At 67.1% G+C, this 18843-nt stretch carries 16 protein-coding genes; 6 read left to right on the top strand and 10 right to left on the bottom strand.

Translation table 11 applies throughout. From position 1 onward, the window contains the following. Positions 1–1680: 1680 nt before the first annotated feature. Positions 1681–2649, bottom strand: coding sequence for a DUF1571 domain-containing protein (locus tag R5W23_RS12125; protein ID WP_320686542.1), 969 nt, complete (start codon positions 2647–2649; stop codon positions 1681–1683). A gap of 595 nt (positions 2650–3244) precedes the next feature. Here R5W23_RS12125 and R5W23_RS12120 point away from each other — a divergent pair. After that, positions 3245–4555, top strand: coding sequence for a BBP7 family outer membrane beta-barrel protein (locus R5W23_RS12120; RefSeq protein WP_320686541.1), 1311 nt, complete (start codon positions 3245–3247; stop codon positions 4553–4555). Between the two features lie 347 nt (positions 4556–4902). Here R5W23_RS12120 and rpe read toward each other — a convergent pair whose 3' ends face one another. Continuing rightward, positions 4903–5559, bottom strand: a complete 657-nt coding sequence (gene rpe, locus R5W23_RS12115; protein WP_320686540.1) for a ribulose-phosphate 3-epimerase — start codon at positions 5557–5559, stop codon at positions 4903–4905. Positions 5560–5669: 110 nt separating this feature from the next. Here rpe and R5W23_RS12110 point away from each other — a divergent pair, with 110 nt between their 5' ends. The 3 genes from R5W23_RS12110 (at position 5670) to R5W23_RS12100 (ending at position 8095) form a co-directional block, all read left to right on the top strand. Further along, entirely contained in the window at positions 5670–5993 is a 324-nt protein-coding gene (locus R5W23_RS12110) for an Mpo1-like protein (RefSeq protein ID WP_320686539.1), read from the top strand. Between the two features lie 830 nt (positions 5994–6823). Further along, on the top strand, positions 6824–7555 hold the full coding sequence (locus R5W23_RS12105) for a phosphoadenylyl-sulfate reductase (protein WP_320686538.1): 732 nt from the start codon (positions 6824–6826) through the stop codon (positions 7553–7555). 90 nt (positions 7556–7645) lie between these two features. Next, positions 7646–8095, top strand: a complete 450-nt coding sequence (locus R5W23_RS12100) for an RrF2 family transcriptional regulator (protein WP_033199238.1) — start codon at positions 7646–7648, stop codon at positions 8093–8095. A gap of 313 nt (positions 8096–8408) precedes the next feature. On the opposite strand, the gene R5W23_RS12095 is transcribed toward R5W23_RS12100, so the two are convergent. From R5W23_RS12095 to fumC, 4 genes are all read right to left on the bottom strand, one after another. After that, a complete protein-coding gene (locus tag R5W23_RS12095) occupies positions 8409–9557 on the bottom strand; it encodes an aromatic ring-hydroxylating oxygenase subunit alpha (RefSeq protein WP_320686537.1) in 1149 nt (382 codons plus the stop codon). 151 nt (positions 9558–9708) lie between these two features. After that, positions 9709–10569, bottom strand: coding sequence for a hypothetical protein (locus R5W23_RS12090; RefSeq protein ID WP_320686536.1), 861 nt, complete (start codon positions 10567–10569; stop codon positions 9709–9711). A gap of 32 nt (positions 10570–10601) precedes the next feature. Next, positions 10602–11519, bottom strand: a complete 918-nt coding sequence (locus R5W23_RS12085) for a hypothetical protein (RefSeq protein WP_320686535.1) — start codon at positions 11517–11519, stop codon at positions 10602–10604. Between the two features lie 373 nt (positions 11520–11892). Beyond that, positions 11893–13428, bottom strand: a complete 1536-nt coding sequence (gene fumC, locus R5W23_RS12080) for a class II fumarate hydratase (RefSeq protein WP_320686534.1) — start codon at positions 13426–13428, stop codon at positions 11893–11895. Between the two features lie 155 nt (positions 13429–13583). Between fumC and R5W23_RS12075 the strand changes: the two genes are divergently transcribed. After that, positions 13584–14147, top strand: coding sequence for a hypothetical protein (locus R5W23_RS12075; RefSeq protein WP_320686533.1), 564 nt, complete (start codon positions 13584–13586; stop codon positions 14145–14147). Between the two features lie 447 nt (positions 14148–14594). Next, a complete protein-coding gene (locus R5W23_RS12070; RefSeq protein ID WP_320686532.1) occupies positions 14595–15728 on the top strand; it encodes a WD40 repeat domain-containing protein in 1134 nt (377 codons plus the stop codon). Here the strand turns inward: R5W23_RS12070 and R5W23_RS12065 are convergent. The 4 genes from R5W23_RS12065 to R5W23_RS12050 all read right to left on the bottom strand — a co-directional run bounded on the left by R5W23_RS12065 (position 15709) and on the right by R5W23_RS12050 (position 18837). Then, a complete protein-coding gene (locus tag R5W23_RS12065) occupies positions 15709–15912 on the bottom strand; it encodes a hypothetical protein (RefSeq protein ID WP_261184978.1) in 204 nt (67 codons plus the stop codon). The genes R5W23_RS12070 and R5W23_RS12065 overlap by 20 nt on opposite strands. Positions 15913–15993: 81 nt before the next feature. Then, positions 15994–16170, bottom strand: coding sequence for a hypothetical protein (locus R5W23_RS12060; protein WP_320686531.1), 177 nt, complete (start codon positions 16168–16170; stop codon positions 15994–15996). Continuing rightward, on the bottom strand, positions 16167–17534 hold the full coding sequence (locus R5W23_RS12055) for a hypothetical protein (RefSeq protein WP_320686530.1): 1368 nt from the start codon (positions 17532–17534) through the stop codon (positions 16167–16169). The genes R5W23_RS12060 and R5W23_RS12055 overlap by 4 nt, the downstream gene beginning before the upstream one ends. 10 nt (positions 17535–17544) lie before the next feature. Next, a complete protein-coding gene (locus R5W23_RS12050) occupies positions 17545–18837 on the bottom strand; it encodes a glutamate-5-semialdehyde dehydrogenase (RefSeq protein ID WP_320686529.1) in 1293 nt (430 codons plus the stop codon). Positions 18838–18843: the final 6 nt, after the last annotated feature.

Below are 18843 nucleotides of genomic sequence, written 5' to 3'. Positions count from 1 at the left end.
GCGGGTACCGCTCGGCTGGGCCATATCGGTCGCAAGTGACATCCTGAAAACCTGTTGCGACGCATCTCTTGCCCGTCGCGGGAACCATTCTTCTCAACCTTTGACGGCTCGGAGCGCGGGTTTTTAGGTGCGATTCGGTGGTAGCGATGCACCAGCGAACTGCCAGCTCGTGACCAGTCGAACGCGAGCGAACGTCCAGTCGGTGACCCATCGGCAGCGGTCGCGTCGGCACTGTAACCCCCGAGTGGTGTCGCGTCGCGAGTGTAACGGGGGGTTACAGCGGGTTCGTGTCGCGAGTGTAACGGAGGTTACAGTGGTGTCGCGACGCGAGTGTAACGGGGGGGGACAGTGGTGTCGCGACGCGAGTGTAACGGGGGGGGACAGCGGGTTCGTGTCGCGAGTGTAACGGAGGTTACAGTGGTGTCGCGTCGCGAGTGTAACGGAGGTTACAGTGGTGTCGCGTCGCGAGTGTAACGGGGGGGGTACAGTGGCGTCGCGCGTGTAACCTCCGTTACAGTGCCGAGTGAACTTGGGGACAGCCCCAGGGCCAGCGTTAGCAAAACGTGTGGGTGAAGTCACTACCCCGTACCCGTGGTACGCCGCATCACCACACACAGCGCTGTTAGCAGCGGTCATGTTCTGGCTCCGTTCTGGTGCTGCGGGCACTTTTTCCCGGTCGCGTGTCTGCGCAACGCCCCCTTACGGCAGATGGCACCGGCTTTCGGTCCGGCGGGTGCGTCTGTTTCTCATCTGTGAACCTGCTTGCGGTGTCGCGTGTGTTGACGGGCCGCGACCGCAGAGCTCGCCAAGGCACGCGCCCGAACGGGAAATGACAGTGGGGGACACGGCTCGTTAAGAAATCAGACGTGTTTTCTGCGTATCTGTTTTATAGTTTGCGCCGGTTGAGCTAGAAGGGCGCTTGGCCTGTGAAGGTGCCCCGGCCCCGAAGACGACCTACCCCCCGTCCCCCTCCCTGATAGGGAGAGGGGCGCCGGGAGGGCTGGTCCCGGTGCGAGAGGGTGCTGGGGGCGGAGACCCACCCCCGGCCCCTCCCTGAAGGGAGGGGAGCAAGGCACCGGCGCATCGATTCCGCCTCGGGGCCGCGGTGGTTTTTGCTCCCCCTCCCTTCCGCCGGCCCACGGAAGCTTCGCTGACCGGGCCGGCGAGCACGACGAGGGGGGGGCCGGGGGTGGTAGGTTGCCTTTGCTTCCCTCCCTGAAGGGAGGGGCTGGGGGTGGGTCTTCGCCCCGCGTGCGCATGTCGCGCCGGCCCCCCCCGGCCCCCCCTGGTCACCCTCTGGTCACCCCGGGTGACCGCCGTAACTCCTTGCGGCGCAAGGCTTGGTCACCCGTGGTCACCCCGGTCACCCCCTCTCTACCCCCGTAACACTCCGCCGCCCATCCCCTGGCGCGTGTGTAACGAGCGCCGGACGGCGTTACACCGGAGAACGTTACACCCGCGAGAAGATGTTCGACAAATAAAAAAGAAAAGGGGTGACCAGGGTGACCAGGGGTGACCGCGCCTTGTGCCGCAAGGACTTACGGCGGTCACACCCCCGGCCCACCGGGTGACCGGGGGTGACCACCGGAGCGTGAAGGGCGAGCGGCCCCGGTGCCACGTCTCCCACTCCCGGGAGTGCGTGGCTCGTCAAGACAGTGGCGCCGCGGGTGGGTTCGTGTACTACGGCGTCTTCAACCAGGCGGCCGTGAACGTGTCGGGTGGGAAGGTAGGGTTTAGTTCGATGTCGCGGAAGTAGTAGGTGCCGATCGTCACTTTCGTGCCGCCCGGCGCGTCGCGGAGCGTCTCGGTCGCGACCTGGAGCCACCGCTCGCGGTCGATGAAGATGGTCACTTCCGTGAACCCTTCGGCCGCGATCACCTTCGGGTCTTTGCTGGCGGCCCCGCCCAACTGAAATGCGTCCACCTCGACCCCCTCGCACATGCGCCGGATCACATGGCACTCGCGGTTCCCGGCCTTCTCGACCGGTTTGGTTCCCAGGTACTCGTACTTGAACTTGCCGGTTTCCTGACGGTCCTTCCACGCCTCGTGGGTGCGGAGCATGGTGCGGTACAGCCCGGCGTCGCGGACGCAGTAGCGCGACTGGCCCGTTGCGAGCGGGCTGTCCGGCGGGATCGGGGTGCTCAGCTTGCTGACGAAGGCTTTGGGGCGCCAGGTTACGGCTTTGTTCCCTAACCCGCCCTCCGCCTCAGGACGTTCACTGAACAGCGTGCCGGTGATCTCGGACCCGAGGAACGACCGCGCTCCGGAGCGCCACTTCGCCGCCACCTCGATCGCGGTTTTCTTCGTTTCGGGGTCGGGCACGTCGCCGCGCACGCACAACTCAAGCACCTCGACCGGCGGGGGCTGCGGGGGCTCCGGTTTCCCCTGCACCCGTTCCTGCTTCTCAAGAACGCAGCGCATCCCGTGGACCTCGCGCTGGTACCGCGTGAGGCACATCGACAGTGCCTTGACCGGGTCCGTTCGGGCCAACGTGTCGAACTCGTTTTGCGTCGGGAGCTTGTCGCCGTGGTCCTCGTGCGCCAGCGGGGGCGGGGGCGGCGGCGCGCGGAACAACTGGTCGTAGGCGACGTACCCGCCGCACGCGATCAGCGCGAGCACCGCGACGATAAGAGCGAACACCCGGTTCATCCTGAATCCTCCGGCCCTGGGGGCGAGTGTTCAGGCAGTGTACTCCGGGCCGAGAGCCCGAACAACGCGCGGACGAGTGCGTGGGGCAGGTGATACCGAATCCGATTGAAGAGTAACGGCTTCCTGTAGCCGGCCTCTGTGAGGCCGGTGCGACACCACTCGTCTGCTACTGGTCTCACAGAGGCCGGCTACAGAATACGGCCTGGATACGCACCAACCGGATTCCAGTCGTTTCAAGTGAGTGTGGAGCACCCGTGCCGTGGTTCGGAGTGTGGTCCGCTCACTCCGTGAGCGGTCGCTCCGGGTATCGGATGCACGTGGCGCACAGCGACGGAGCGGATGACACCGGGAGCGGATCGGATCCGCGGAGCGACCGCTCACGGAGTGAGCGGACCACACTCCAGGCCGGAACCGCGGTACGGACCGAACTCGAAACGACTGGACTCGGTACGAGTCACCGGAACGGGCGCGGGCGGAAGTGAAACGAGATGGTTCTCCGCCTTCGGCCCTCTGCCGGGCGAAACTCCAGTTGAAATCGCCGTCAGCGGCGACTATCCGCGCGGGGTACAAAACAGTACACGCACGGGGGTGAGGAATGCGCAGCCGTTGGCCGGTCGCGGTCGGGGTGGTGCTGGTCTCGGTCGGCGTCGGGCGTGCGCAGCCGCTTCCGTCGCCCGCGCCCCCACCGCTCGTGCCCTCGCCGGTCGCGCCCCCGCCCCCGCCGGTCGCATCGGTCGCGCCGACGCCGCCCGCGTCACCCCCACTACCTGACAACGCGACCCTGCCACCACTGCTGCCGGTCCCGCCCGTTCCCCCTCTCGCCGAGGTGCCCAAGCCGGGCGGCACCCCGCCACCCGTCGAGTACGACCCGAACTACCTGTACCTCCCGGAACGCGAGCCCGAGCGGCCGCGGTTTCGTGCGGAAGAGGAGCCGGGCGGGAAGTGGTGGGGCGGTGTGGCGCTGGGGTTGGCGTGGGCGGATCGCGACACGCTTCCGGCGACCGTGCGACTCCCCGTCGTGTCCGGACTCGGCGGGGCCGGGCCGGGGCTGATGCTGCCGGTCGCGGGGCGCTCAACGAACCGGTTCGACGCCGCGCTGGGGCTGGATGTCGGGCGCCGGTTCGGCGCGAGTAACACGTCCGGTGTGGACCTGGGGTTCTTCTTCCGCTCGTCAGAAAACTCATTCGACGGGTACGCGCCGGGAGTGGTCGTGCTGTTCCCGCAGGGGACGGCCCGCGCGCCGCAACTGCTCCCGCTGTTCGAGCCGCTCGCGTCGATGTTCACGGGCGTGTTCCCCGTCCGCCTCACGAACTCGTTCGTCACCCCCGAAGTGAACTACCGGCACCGGCTCTACGGCGACCACCACGCCTGGCTCGACGCGCTCGCGGGATACCGCTTTGCGTACTTGAAAGACGAACTGTTCATCGGCGAATCGGACCGCGTGAACGACAACGATGACCGGGGCCGGAACTGGCGCGGGCCGGGTCCGTACCGGGTCTCGGTCGCGAACCCGTTTCATGGCGGGCAGATCGGGCTGTCCGGGCACTACCGCGCCGAGAGCGGGTGGTACGTGGCCGGGTCGGCCAAGGTCGCGTTCGGGGCGGTCACGCCGGAGGTCCGCGCCGGCGGCCTGTTCACCGGCGCCGAGGGGCTGCTCGGAGGGAACTACCGCCGTTTCGCCGCCCTGGACACGCGCGACGAGAGCCGGTTCGCGGTGATGCCGGTGGTGAACGTGTCCGCGGGCTGGCAGCTGACCCCGCGGATGCGGACGTATGTGGGCTACTCGTTCCAGTACCTGAGCCGCGCCGGGCGCTTGAGTAATGTGCTCGACCCCGCCGCAAACGGGCTCAAACTGACGGACTTCTCCGTGCAGTCCGTGAACCTCGGGTTAGAAGTCGGGTACTGATGACGTGACGCAAACGGCCGCAATAGAGTTGAGATAAGACAGGATTGGCCACGAAAGGAAGACAGAAGAGAGATTGGCCGCAAAAAAGCACAAAAAGCACAAAAGTAAACAGAAGAGGAAGGCAGAAGGCAGGATTGGCCGCAAAAAAGCACAAAAAGCACAAAAGTAAACAGAAGACAAAAACAAAAAGTGGTTTTAAAAACTCCTCTTCTGTCTTGGCTTCCTGCCTTCTTTTGTGCTTTTTTGCGGCCAATCCTGCCTTCTGCCTTCCTCTTCTGCCTTCTTTTGTGCTTTTTGTGCTTTTTTGCGGCCAATCCTGCCTTCGTCTTTTTGTGGCCAATCCTGTCTTATTGTTTGGCTAGCGCGATGAGATCCTTCGTTGCGGCGGCCGGGCCTTGCTTCGCGCCGAACACCGCGCTGCCCGCGACGAACACGTTCGCGCCCGCGGCGGCGCAGCCCGCGATGGTCTTCGCCCCGATGCCGCCGTCCACCTCGATCTCGCACGCCGGGTTGTGAACGGCGGTCAGCGCTTTGAGCTTGCGGAGCCGTTCGAGGCTCTCGGGGATGAACGCCTGCCCGCCGAACCCCGGGAACACGGTCATGCAGAGCGCCAGGTCGATGTCCTTCAGGTACGGTTCGATGCGCTCGACGGGCATGTCCGGGTTGAACGCCAGACCCACCTTCTTGCCCAGCGCCTTCTTGATGTGCTCGACCATCGGCCGCGGGTCCGGCAGCACCTCCAGGTGAACGATGAGGGTGTCCGCGCCGGCCTTCACGAACCCGTCCAGAAACCGGCCCGGGTCCTCGACCATCAGGTGGACTTCCAGCGGGACCGTGGTGACCGGCCGGAGCCCCTCGACCACGACCGCGCCCATGCTCAGGTTCGGGACGAAGTGCCCGTCCATGACATCGACGTGGATGCGGTCGGCGCCGGCTTTCGTGACCTCGCGGACCAACTCGCCGAGCTTCGAGAAGTCGGCCGCCAGAATGGAAGGTGCGATCATGTGAGTGGCCGGGTTCGTGTTCGGGGCGGCGCGGGGCTGCAAACCGCCCCCCGAAAACAGTACACAATCAGCACGAAACACCAACCACGAAACGCCAAACACCCCAAGCGATGCCGAGATTTCCGATCGCACGCGCGCTCATCCGGTTCGCCGGCCGCGCCCGCCGTAACTGGCTCGACCGCCACCAAACCCCCGCGAACTTCTGGATACACATGCTGGGTATCCCGCTCGCGTTCGCGGGCGTCCCGCTGCTGTTCCTCGCCGAATGGTACTGGGGCGCGGGGGCGATCGTTCTGGGGTACTTCCTGCAATGGGTGGGGCACCGGATCGAGGGGAATGATGTCGGGGAGTTCATCCCGATCAAGCGACTGCTGGGGCAGCCGGTGGTGGCAATCGCCCCGCAGCACCGGCCCCTGAGCGAGACCAAGGCGTGAGCGAACGCGAGGCACTTTGGGGCGCGGTCTGTGAGCACCCGGAAGAGGACACGCCGCGTGTCGCGCCCGGAGGTCGTTCGGTGGGCACTCGTACCAGATTCAATTGAAGAGTGACTGCATTCTGTAGCCGGCCTCTGCGAGGCCGGTGCGATACGACCGATGTCGCACCGGCCTCACAGAGGCCGGCTACAGAATGCGGTGTGGATGCGGATCAATCAGATTCGGCATCACACCAACGCGCGACAGAGGGGCCAAGAAGAGTTTGACAGGATCAACAGGATCAACAGGATAAACAAGATTTCAAATTGATCTGTATTCATCCGGTTTATCCTGTCAAAAACTGTCTTCTCGACGACAAGACACGAGTTGTCGCGCCCGGTCGGCTCGTAGGCAACCGGGCGCGATAACTCGCTACCCGGAGTGACTCTGCGGCGGCTACCGGATCAGGTTCGTGGCCGTTTGGATCACCTCGCTCTCGAACTGTAGCCGGCCCCTGTGTGGCGGTGGTAAACGGGTGGGGTCGCCCGGCCGCTGCAAGCTGGCTACAGAACACAGATGCGCTCCAACCGGAGTCAGATGCGCGCGGCTCTTATTCTCATTCAAGATCATTCGCCATAAGTTGTTACGGCGTAACGGCAATGGGCCGGTTGTCTGGGCGACATTCGCTCCACCCAAGGGGCAGAGGAAAACGGAGAAGTGTTGCGCGTTCTGCGTTCCGTTACGGTTTACGAATTCCGCAATTCGCATTCTGATAGTTCCGCCCTGCGCGTTCGGGTGTAGAATCTTTACGATGGCAATGCGGGATGTGTTGGAATCGTCCGGAGAACGGGATGCCGGTAACGCAGGCCACGCCGGAGGAGATCGCCGCGGCGAACGAGCGGCTCCTGAACGCGACCCCACAAGACGTGCTCCGCTGGGCGAGTGACCGCTTCTCGCCGCGCCTGCTGATGGCGACCGCGTTCGGTGCGGAAGGGTGCTGCCTGATTCACATGCTGGCGGAGATCCAGCCGAACGCCCGGATCATCAACCTCGAAACCGGCTACCAGTTCCCCGAAACGCTGGAACTGCGCGAGCGGATCAAGGCCCGTTACGGCACCGAGGTCGAGTACATTTACCCGGAACAGACCGTCGCCGATTACGAGGCCGAGCACGGCGGGCCGCTGCACCAACTCCGCCCGGACCAGTGCTGCCACGACCGCAAGATCCTCCCCCTCCGGCGCGCGGTCGAGCGCATCGACCCGCTCGCCTGGATTTCGGCGATCCGCAAGGACCAGACGGCCGATCGTGGGAAGGCGGCGGTGGTGCAGTGGGACGCGAAGTTCTCGCTGGTCAAACTCAACCCGCTGCTGAACTGGACCAAGAAGGACGTGTGGGGCTTCATCCACAAGCACGACGTGCCGTACAACCCGCTCCACGACCGCGACTACCCGAGCATCGGGTGCTGGCCCTGCACCCGCCCGGTGGCGCCGGGCGAGGACGAGCGCGCCGGCCGCTGGGCGGGCAAGGCCAAGAAGGAGTGCGGGCTGCACGTCATCGAGGTCAAGGACGGGGAAGGGATCTAGTTTCGGGTGAGGATGAGGGGCAGGAACGTGAGAGCGCCGGCCGCTCCCGTTCGGCCCCTCGCGCTTCACTTCTCACTCCTTAGTGACGCTATGCTTTTTTCCGCTCGTGCCGAATACGCGTGTCTGGCGATGCTGGAACTGGCCGCCCATTACGGCGACCCGAAGCCGGTGCGCCTGACGGACATCGCGAACAAGCACGGGATCTCGTCCCCGCGCTTCCTGGTGCAGATCCTGATCCAGTTGAACAAGGACGGGCTGGTGACCAGCACCCGCGGGGCGGCCGGCGGGTACCACATCGCGCGGGCGCCGTCGGCGATCACCCTGGCCGACGTGATCGCCGCGGTGGAGGGGACGGAGCAGGCCGGGACGCGGACGAAGGCCCGCAAGCCCACGTCGCCGCTGGCTGCCGCGCTCGACGACGTGTGGGACCGCGTCCGCACCGCGCACGAAGACTTCCTTCTGAAACAGGCCGCGATTCTCAAGTCCACGACGCTCGCTCAACTCGTCGATTCCGGCGAGCCGCTCCAGTACGTGATTTGATTGTGCCGGCCGTCCGTTCCTGTTTTGAGTGTGGCCCGCTCGCTCCGCGAGCGGTGCGTCGGGTGTCATGAACGGCTCGGCCGGAGCTATTTCTGGTTGTGTGGGCCGGGATGGAATAGCTGGCCCATAGAGGCAGAAGATGAGACGGTTGTTGTGAAGTGTGCGCGGGTTGACCGATTTCGCAACCGTTAGAGGCAGAAGATGAGACGGTTGTTGTGAAGTGTGCGCGGGTTGACCGATTTCGCAACCGTCCGTGCATCGCGACCGCTCGCGGAGCGAGCGGGCCACACTCAAGACAAGATGCCCTCGGTTTTCAGCCCGCGCAGACCGGCGTCGGTTCGGACGGGGCGGGCGCTTGCGGTAACTCGCGCGGCCCCTTCGTGTTGTCCAGCACGTACTTCTGGAAGTGGTACACGCGCTCCTCGCGCGTCCCGATCACCCCCGGGAACGGGCTCGCCTCCATCCCGCGCTGGATGCCCAGGTAAATCGACCCGTCCTCGGCGAACACCTTCTTCCCGATGGCCGTCGCGATCGACTTCAGGGTGCGGTACAGGCCCCACGCCAGCGGGTTGGTGCGCGTCCCGCGGAGCGTGAAGAAGATGCACCGGTAGCGGCACGTCGTCGGGCCGGTGGGGAACACGCACTGCATCATCCGGAACGAGTCCAGCGAGCTGCCGGTCGCGTGCGGGTGCAGCACGCGGTGCCAGTACTCGTTCGTCACCGGCTGGCCCATGCGCCGGACCATCCACGCCTGCGCGCGGCCGGCGAAGTCGTTCGGCGGTACCGTTTTGAACCACGTGGACCGGTCCGAGAGCGTGTGCCACACGTTCTCTTCGGGCGGGAACTCCTTGAACGTGTGCGGGTGAACCTCGGGGATGTGGTACGACTCCAGCGAGTTCTCCAGCACCACCTTCCAGTTGCACGCGAAGTCCTTCTCCCACGTCGCCGCGTGCCGGTACGCGCCGCCGTAGTCCTGCCACGCGTCCCACACCGGCGCGAGCCACTCGCGCAGGCTCGGGCCGCTCGCGCTGAAGTTCACGAACACCAGGTCGCCGCAGGTGTCCACGCGGAACGCTTTCAGGCACGAGTTCTCGCGGTCCCACGGGCGGAACACCTTCGCGTCCGGGATCTTGCCGGTCCCGCCGTCCTTGTTGAACTCCCACCCGTGGTACTGGCACCGGAGCTTCTCGGCGTGCCCGCGGGGCTTCTCGGTGAGTTTGCTGTGCCGGTGCGGGCAGACGTTCAGAAAGGCCCGCCGCTCGCCGTCGAAGTTGCGGATGATGAACGGGGTTTCGAGCAGGTCGAGCGTGACGAAGTCGCCGGGCCGGGCGAGGTCGCTCGTGGTCGCGACCGGGTGCCACGCCGGCTGGAACAGGTGCCGCAGTTCCGCCCGGTACTGCTCTTCGGACGTGTAATGGTGCGGCCGCAGGAGGTGCTTGAGGTGGTGTTGGTTGGTGAACATCGCGGCGCGTCTGGGGGATTTAGGCAAACGGGGGCGACAGATCCTCTTGTTGGGTTTACGAGAACGTCTCGCGGGATGCAAACGGTCCAAAAGTTACACCCGCCGGCATCAGCAGGCGGGTGGGGCAACTCAACGTCGGGAAATCACCGGCTCACTTGCCGGGCACTTTGACCGTGAAGCGGTCGATTTGGTAGGTCTTGCCGGGGCCGTCGAGCCACTTCACGAACGCCTCTTTCGTCTTCGTGATGAAGTCCTCGCCGGGCTTCACCATCGGGAACGTCCAGCCGTCCTTGTCGTTCAGCCCGAGCATGCTGAACGACTGGTACGCCGTGAGCCCGCTCGCCTCGGCCTTCCAGTCGGCTTCGGCCAGCGTCTTGAGTAGGAGCGCGCTCTCGTCCGCGGGCACCTTGGCGATCGTGGCTTCGCCGCCCCCCTCGGGGTACGCCCGGTACTTGGCGACGAGGACGTTGGCGGCCAGGGTGCGGTCGGCCGCCTGATCGGCCTTCAGGGCTTTCATCGGATCGGCCAGCGCCGCGGCGGCCTTTTTCGCTTCCGCGACGCGGTCTTTGTAGTCCGCGGTGTCGGCCAGGATGGGGCTCAGCATCGGGGTGATGGTGTAGAAGTCCCCGGTGGGGTGCTTGACGAGGAAGAACAGCCCTTCCGCGTCCACGGTCGGGCGGAACGGGGACAGGCCGCCGCGGCGCGGCGGGGCCGGGGCGTCGATGTTGGTCCCGGTCGGCTCGAACCCGACCTTGATGTGCGTCACCTCGCCCGCCCCGATGAGGGGCGTCTCGACCTTCACCACCGCGACCCGGTACGACACCTTCTCCTTCGCGCCCGGCTCGGCCGGCACGAGGGCGGGTTCCTTCTCGATGGCCGTCACCTTGCCGACCACGACCGCGTTAGCGCGGGCCAGCTTCTCCAGCGGCGTGAACATGCGGACGCGCTTGGCTTCCGCCGGGGTCACGAGCAGCAGCGCGGCGAGCGCCGCGACGAACAGCGTGCGGATCATGTAAATACCCCGGAGCGGGGCTCCTATGCTTGTTACTTTTTCGGGACCAGCTTCTTGACCCGGTAGTCTTTGCCGGGGCCGTCGAGCCACTTCACGAACGCCTCTTTGGTGAGCGCGTTGAAGTCCACCGGCGGTTGGCCCGGTTGCGGGCGCGGGAACGCCGGCTGCGCCCACCCGTCCTGTTCGCTCAGCCCGAGCTGGTAGAACGCGTTGATCGGGTTCGCGAAGACATCCGCGCCCGGGGCGGGACGCACCTTGTTGCTCCAGTCCGCTTCGACGAGGGCTTTCAGGATCAGCTTGCTCTCGTCGGCTGGGATCGCCGCCTGTTCGACCTCGCCGCCGAAATCCGGGTAGGACCGGTACTTGGTCACCATCGTCGTGGCGGCGAGCAGCCGGGTTTCGGCCTTATCGCTCTTGAGGGCCTTCATCGGGTCGGCCAGCACCCCGGTCACCTTCTTGACCGCTTCGAGTTCCTTCTTCCCGGCGTCGGTCTTGATGTCGACCGGCAGGCTCATGTTCGGGATGATGTAGAAGTCGGCGGACGGGTGCTTGGTCAGGAAGAACAGCATCTCCTGACCCTCTTTCAGCTCAGGAACCTGGAACCCGGGGCGGATGGGGCGAATGGGCCGGACGCCGGGGCCGCCGGGCGGGGCCGGAACGGGGGCCGGTTGCGGGGGCTGCGTGCCGATCTTGATGTGTGTGAGGTTGTCGGCGCCGGCCAGCATCGATTCGATCTTCACGACCGCGACCCGGTACGTGACCTTTTCCTTCGCGCCCGGGAACGGCGGGACCGCTTCAACGGTGTCCTTTTCGATCGCCGTGACCTTCCCGACCACGACCGCCTCGGCCGTGATGGCACGCTGGGGGGCCGGGCGGATGGCGATCATGAGGGCGTCGGTCGAGCCGACGCCGAGCACCAGAGCGGCGGTTGCGAGCAGGAACTTCCGCATTTCGTTGAGCCTGAGAAAGGTGAGAGCGACATCTGGGCTTCTCGATTCCGGACGATACGGCGGCCGAAAAAGTTGGGGCGCAGGCGAAAATCGGCCGTATTGTCGCGGGCCGGGGCGGGGAAGGGTTAAGAAAAAACGTGTCAGGCCATTGAACGGGCCGCGCGACGTGTTTACGCTGACAGCAAGATCGCACCCCGCGTGGGTCGGTCTCCCGGCCGCCCGGTGGTGTCCCCGCACCGCCGGGCGGTGTTCTTTAGTAATGCGGAATGTGGAATTCGGAATGCGGAATTGAAGACAAAGTGCGGAGCGTATTTTGGCTCTTCTCTGTCTCTTTAATTCCGAATTCCGAATTCCGCACTCCGAATTTCTCAGCTCAGTCGGTCCCGGGGGCGGTCATCTTCTCGGGCCGGACGATCTGATCGAACTTCTCGGCGGTGAGCGGGCCGGTCCCGTCCTTGAGCGGCGGCGCGAGCTTGATCGCCTCGGCGCGGAGCGTGGTGCCGTTGTGGTGCGCGGTCTTCGCGATCTTGGCCGCCGCGTCGTACCCGATGTGCCGGTTTAGTGCGGTCACCAGCATCAGCGACTCGTTCACGATCCGGGCGATGGTCGCGCGGTTGGCGTCGATCCCCTTGCGCACCTTGCCGCCGGCCCTGGGGGCGATCTTCGACTGATCGACTTCCACCATCCCGCTGTCCTTGCCGACGACGTACTCGAGCGCCTCGTAGTCGGTCTCGGGCATGTCCGCGGCGCAGTGCTCGCGGAAGCTCCGACAGGCGTCCGTCAGGAGCCGGACGGAGTGCAGGAAGTTGTGGATCAGCACCGGCTTGAACACGTTCAGCTCGAAGTTCCCCTGCGACGCCGCTAGGCCCACCGCGAGGTCGTTGGCGATGACCTGCACGCACACCATCGTCATCGCTTCGGACTGGGTCGGGTTCACCTTCCCGGGCATGATCGACGAGCCCGGCTCGTTCTCGGGGATGGTGAGCTCGCCGAGGCCGCACCGCGGGCCGCTCGCGAGCCAGCGGACGTCGTTGGCGATCTTCATCAGGGCCGTGGCGAGCGTCTTCAGCGCGCCCGACGCGAAGGCCAGCGGCTCGTGCCCCGCGAGCGCCTGGAACTTGTTCGGCGCGGTGACGAACGGCAGCTTGGTGAGGTCGGCGATCTGCTTCGCGACGCGGACGGCGAACTCCGGATGCGCGTTGAGCCCGGTGCCGACGGCGGTGCCGCCGAGCGCGAGTTCGTACAGGAACGGCAGCGCCTTCTCGACCGCCGCGATGCCGTAATCGAGCTGCGCGACGTACCCGCCGAACTCCTGGCCCAGCGTCAGCGGCACCGCGTCCATGAGGTGGGTGCGGCCGATCTTCACGATGTCGGCGAACTCGGCGGCCTTCGCGGCGAACGTGTCGCGGAGCGCCCGCACGCTCGGCACCAACTCGTGAACGAGCTCCTCCGCGGCGGCGATGTGCATGGCCGTCGGGAAGGTGTCGTTGGACGACTGCGACATGTTCACGTCGTCGTTCGGGTGGACCGGCTTCTTGCTGCCGAGCACCCCGCCGGCCATCTGGATGGCGCGGTTCGAGATCACCTCGTTGACGTTCATGTTGGTCTGCGTGCCGCTGCCGGTCTGCCACACGCGGAGCGGGAAGTGGTCGTCGAGGTACCCGGCGATCACCTCGTCCGCGGCGTCGGCGATCAGCTTGCACCGGTCGGCGGGGAGCAGCCCGAGGGCGCTGTTGGTGAGCGCGGCGGCCTTCTTGAGCGTGCCGAACGCGCGGATCACGGCGCGGGGCATGGTGTCGGCGCCGATCGCGAAGTGCGTGAGCGAGCGGGCGGTCTGCGCACCGTAGAGGCGGTCGGCGGGGACGCGGATGTGCCCCATGCTGTCGGTTTCGAGGCGGTACTCGCGCATCGGCGTGCGGTTCCTGTGCTGGAGACGAGCGGGAATTGCGGGTATTGTAGAAGCCGGAGGCCGACGACACCCGCGCTCACGGTGCCGCCCATGTCCGAGAAGAAGGTGAGCGAACCGAGCGACCGGCTCGGGCAAGCGGACAAGGGGACGAAATCATGAGCCTTTACGGGTTACTGGCCCTCCAGTTTTGTATCTGCGCAGTCGTTGTGGCCGTCGGGTTGCGGACCGTGCGACAGACGCGGAACGAGATCGAGGCGAATATCGCACGTCGCGCGAAACGAGACGAGGAGCACAAGCGATTCCTCGCCCAACTTCAGGAAGCGGCGGCACACCCGGAACTGCCCGTGAGCCAGTTCGTCACCGCGTGGGCGAAGCCGTCGGTGCTCCGGCTCACGCTCGATCTGACCGACCCTGACTTGGTGGTCGATGTCGGGCGCTTGGCGCGGGACTCTGAGCGCCTCCTCGCAGGGCTGGGCGAATATGAAGTCAAGCTCGGCGGGCGGGGGTTAATCTTCACGGAGGCAAAAGCGGCTCCGGGGCAAGTGGTATTCACGTTGACGCCGGCAGACCTGAACGGCGCGGATCTACGCATCAAGGAAGTGGCCGAAGCGCTTAACGCTACATTCGATCCGTTAACACGACGGCGCGAACAGCTTCCGAGTTTCGGTAGCTTGCCGGCCGAGGTGTCCGGTGCTCACGCCAGCCCGTTGGCCGCATGATCCGAAAGGGGCTGTTCCGCGCCCGAGGAACCAACTCTGCCCACGGAAGACGAAATTCGCTGAGGGGCGTTTGAAGCAGGACCGCGGCCAAACTCACCCGCACAGGTATCGTTGTGGCCGTGAAGGTGATGGAAGCGGCTCCTGTTCCGAAATAACGCTGCGCGCCCGCGGCGTCTTTACACCGCTCGCGCCGTTTCACGTGCGCCGCGCCGGCGCTCCTTTCGTAGCCCGTCGAGCACGGGTGCAGTCCACCCGGATCGTGTGCCGCGTAGCGCCGGCGCATCGCCTCGCGGTTGCGGCGATGCCCGCTCCCGGGCGGGCGCGGCTCGTCGAAACGTGCCGCACAACCACGGCCGCCTGCTTGGTAGGGCCGATTTGGCCGTTGCCTCAACCCGTCACGTCGCACACAATGGCAGCCCCACCTGACCCCTTTCGAGGCGCTGCTTTATGCTCCGCGTTCGCGTCGCACTCTTCCTCCTCGGGCTCATCAGCGTTCTGCCGCCCGCCGCGGCACAGCCGGCGCCCGTGAAAGCGCACACCGCTCTGGTCCATGCGGTCGTGGTGTCCCCCGACGGCAAGACGCTCGCCACCGCCGGGTTCGACAATGTCGTCAAACTGTGGGGCGTCGGCCCCGACGGCGCGCTCACGGAGCGCAAGGTCGCGCTCACCGGACACGTCGGGCCGGTGTACGCCGTCGCGTTCCACCCCACCGACGCCAAGCTCGTCGCCACCGCCAGTCAGGACAAGACCGCCAAGATCTGGGACCTCACCGACGGAAAGTCCAAGGTCGAGTTGAAGGGGCACGCCGACATCGTGGACGCCGTCGCGTTCAGCCCGGACGGCAAGACCCTCGCCACGGCCGGGGCGGACAAGACCGTCCGGCTGTGGAACCCGACCGACGGCAAGGAACTCAAGAACCTCGGCGCCCACGACGGCTCGGTGTACAGCCTCGCGTTCAGCCCGGACGGGAAGCTGCTCGTGTCCGCCGGGGCCGGAAAGGATAACCTCGTGAAGGTATGGGACGTTAAAGGCCAAAAGGAGGTCACGCAACTGAAGGGGCACGAGCAACCGGTCACCTCGGTCACGTTCGCGGGTAACGACATGATCGTCACCGCATCGATGGACCGTACCATCCGGACCTGGACCACGAAAGACGTTGCCGAGCCGAAAAAGGACGTGCCCGAACCCAAGAAGGAGGCCAAGGAGCCGAAAAAGGACGCCAAGGACTCCAAGAAGGACGCCGAACCGAAGAAGGACGGAAAGGACAAAAAGGATGCCAAGGAACCGAAGGACGCCAAGGAGCCGAAAGAGGCTAAGGAGTACAAGGACCCGAAAGAGCTGAAGAAGTTCGGGCCGACCTCGGACGACCCCTACGCGATTGCGTGGTCGGAGAAGACGAAGACGCTGGCGGTGTGCGGCTACTCCGGACAGGTTACGCTGTGGGGGCTCGATTCGGACAAGCCGCGGCTGACGAAGGCGGTCAAGTCGCCCGGCTATTGCGTCGCGTTCACCGCGGACGGAGCGGGGGTGTTCACCGGCCACGACAACGGGACCGTCGCGTTCACTCCCACCGGGAAGTAGGTGGCGGCGGCGGTTCGACCGCGCGGGGCGCGGCCGGGGGCGGTTGCGGGAGCGGGTCGCGTGCGAACCACACGGCGCGGCTCCCGCGCAACAGCGGGTCGTTCGCATAGGGTTTCGCGGCGAGCCCGCACCCGGTAGTCGCGAGCCCGGCGCAGAGCGCCGCGAAGCGCACGGCTGATCGCATTCAAAGACCCCGCGCTGGAACTACTCCTTTATCGGCGCGCCGGGTTGCGGCAGTTGAACCGGACTGACGAGCGGGCGCGGTTCAGTCCGCGAGCCCGAACCGGCACTCGCGGAGCTGTTCCAGCGCTTCGGCGGCGGCGAACGCGGTCTCCGCGTCGCTCGATTCGGCCGCGGTTTCGAGGTCGGGCCACAGCCACGTGAGCTCTTCCGTCGCGATCCGGGCGGCGGTCTCCTGTCGGATCGTCCCTTCCTCGCTCACCAGCCCGGCGGCCACCTCCGCAAGGGCCGAGCGGACCCCCAGTCGCGCCAGCGCGTACACGGCCGCGCCGCGGGTGCGGGCGTCCGGGTCGGTGCGGGCGGTTCGGAGGGCGCACACGACGCGGCCCGGGGCGAACGGCGCCCACCAGCCCAGAGAAGAGAGCCGACCGCGGCGGCCCGGAGCGCCGGATGCGCGGCGGTCGCACTTTGCAGGAGCGCTTGCTCGGCCTCGTAACACGGGTGCCCTTTGAGGGCCGTCAGCGCGATGACGGCACGGCCGCGGTGCCGCGCCGCCCGCGCGAGCCGGACCGCCTGACCCGCGAGCGCCGGGCCGACCACCGCCGACCGCGACCACCGCAGCGCCCGAATGGCGTCGCCCCACCACGCGGCGCGGCGGTTCGGCGGGTGGGGGAACAGCGGGGCCACGTCCGCCCGCAGGTCGTTCAGACAGCGGAGCGCCGCGACCTGCTCGTCCGCGCTCGCGTGCGGGAACCGATCGAGCAGCCGTCCGCTCGCGCCGCCGAGCCAGACGCGCCGGAGCTCGTTCGCTGCCACGAGCCGCGCGGCCTGGGCTCCCGCCCGGGCACGCGCGTCGGGCGGGAGCACCCGCGCCCAGTGCCCCAACCGTCGTGCGAGCCGCTCGGCTTCGATCACCGCGGCGGTCGCCCAGGGGTCGGCGGACCGCGCGCTTGTGCGGTCCGTCACTTCCGCGAGCCGGTCGCCCAGCCCCGCGCGCACGAGCGCCGCGATCTCGGTCCCGCCCCGGCGGGCGGCCCGCGCCGCCGTCACCAGCGCGGCCCGCGCGCGGTCGCCAACGGCCGTGGTCGGGTGGCGCAGTGCGGCGGCGAAGTTCGCGAACGTGACCGCCTCGATCGCCAGCAGGTCCCCCTGTGCGGACCCGGCCGCCGCTGCCGCACACCGCAGCACCGCGGGGAGCGCCTCGGTGCGCCCCAGCCGCCGGAGGGCGGACGCCACATCGACCCAGTACCACGACTGCTCGCCCCGGTCGCCGGTGAGCGACGTGCGGAGCAGCCGTTCGAGTATTCGTGCCCCCTCAGGGGTACCCAGCTCGGCGAGGGCGCGGACCCGGACGGCGAAGTCGAGGCCCGGCCGGAACTCGCGGCTGACGAGGTCGTCTCGGCCGGCGGTGAGCAGCTCGCGGAAGTGTGATTTCGTTCGCTCGCAGGCGGTTTCGCCGAGCATACCGCCGGCTAGAAGGTGGCGGTGCTGCCGGTCCACCGCCGCCACCAGGGGGCGCGGCACGACCCGGCGCGGGAGCAGCCACCGCCGGGGGCGGGGCCGCCGGCAGGCCAGCCACGCCAGCCCGACCGCCGCCATGACCAGGACGAGCGCGCCGTACATCATCGGCCGTGACTCACTCGCGGACGTGCCCGTCGCCGGTGACGACGAACTTGTAGGTCGTCAGCTCGCGCAACCCGCACGGGCCGCGCGCGTGAAACTTGTCCGTGCTGATACCGATTTCTGCGCCCAACCCCAACTCGAACCCGTCGTTGAAGCGCGTGCTGGCGTTCACCATGACCGCGGCCGAATCGACCCGGCGGGTGAACGTCCGGGCCGCGCCGATGTCCCGCGTCACGATCGCGTCCGTGTGGTGCGAGCCGTAAGTCGCAATGTGGTCCACCGCTTCGTCGAAACCGGCGACCACTTTAACCGAGAGGACGAGGTCCAGGTACTCGGTCCGGTAATCGTCCTCGGTCGCGGCCCGCGCGCCCGGGACCCGGCGGCACGTTTCCGGGCACCCGCGCAGCTCGACGCCCTTGGCCTGAAGCGCCGCCGCCGCGCGCGGCAGGAACTCGTCGGCCACGCCGGCGTGAACCAGCAGGCACTCGGCCGCGTTGCACGTACCGGGGCGCTGGCACTTGGCGTTCACGATGATGCGCTCGGCAACCGCGAGGTCGGCCGCGGCATCGACGTACACGTGGCACACGCCGTCGAAGTGCTTGATGACCGGCATACGGGCTTCCGCCGCGACGCGCTGGATCAGCGACTTCCCGCCGCGGGGGATGGCCAGGTCGATCAGGTCGCTCATCGCGAGCAGGTGGCCGACCGCTTGGCGGTCCGTGGTCGGTACCACTTGGACCGCGTCCGCGGGGAGCCCCGCGCGGAGCAGTTCGTTACTCAGGAGGTGGTGCAGGGCGGTGTTCGAGTGCAGGGCCTCTTTGCCGCCGCGGAGGATGACCGCGTTGCCGCTCTTCACGCACAGCGCCGCGGCGTCGGCGGTGACGTTCGGGCGCGACTCGTAAATGAAGAACACCACGCCGAGCGGCACGCCGACCTTGAGCACCTGGAGCCCGTTCGGTCGCTCGGTCGCTTCGCGCACCTCTCCGATGGGATCGGGGAGCGCCGCGACCTGGCGCAACCCCTCTGCGGCCGCAGCGATGCGCTTCGGGTTGAGCGTGAGGCGGTCGATCGCCGCGGCGTTCAGCCCGAACCCGGGCGCCGCGGCCACGTCGTTCGCGTTCGCCGCGAGCAACTCGTCCTGGCGCGCGAGCAGCGCGTCGGCGGCCGACAGCAGCCACCGGTTCTTGGCGGCGGTCGGTACGGTCGCCAGCACGCGGGACGCGGCCCTGGCCCGCCGGGCGAGGCCGAGGCAGAGGGCGGACAAATCGTCGGGCGCGAGCGTGCTCGCGGGGAGAGCGGCGGCCACGGTGAA

Source organism: Gemmata algarum, from assembly GCF_034097035.1.
Lineage (GTDB): Bacteria > Planctomycetota > Planctomycetia > Gemmatales > Gemmataceae > Gemmata > Gemmata algarum.
The sequence above is the reverse complement of the archived record's forward strand: the minus strand, read 5'-3'. Positions and strand labels throughout refer to the sequence as shown.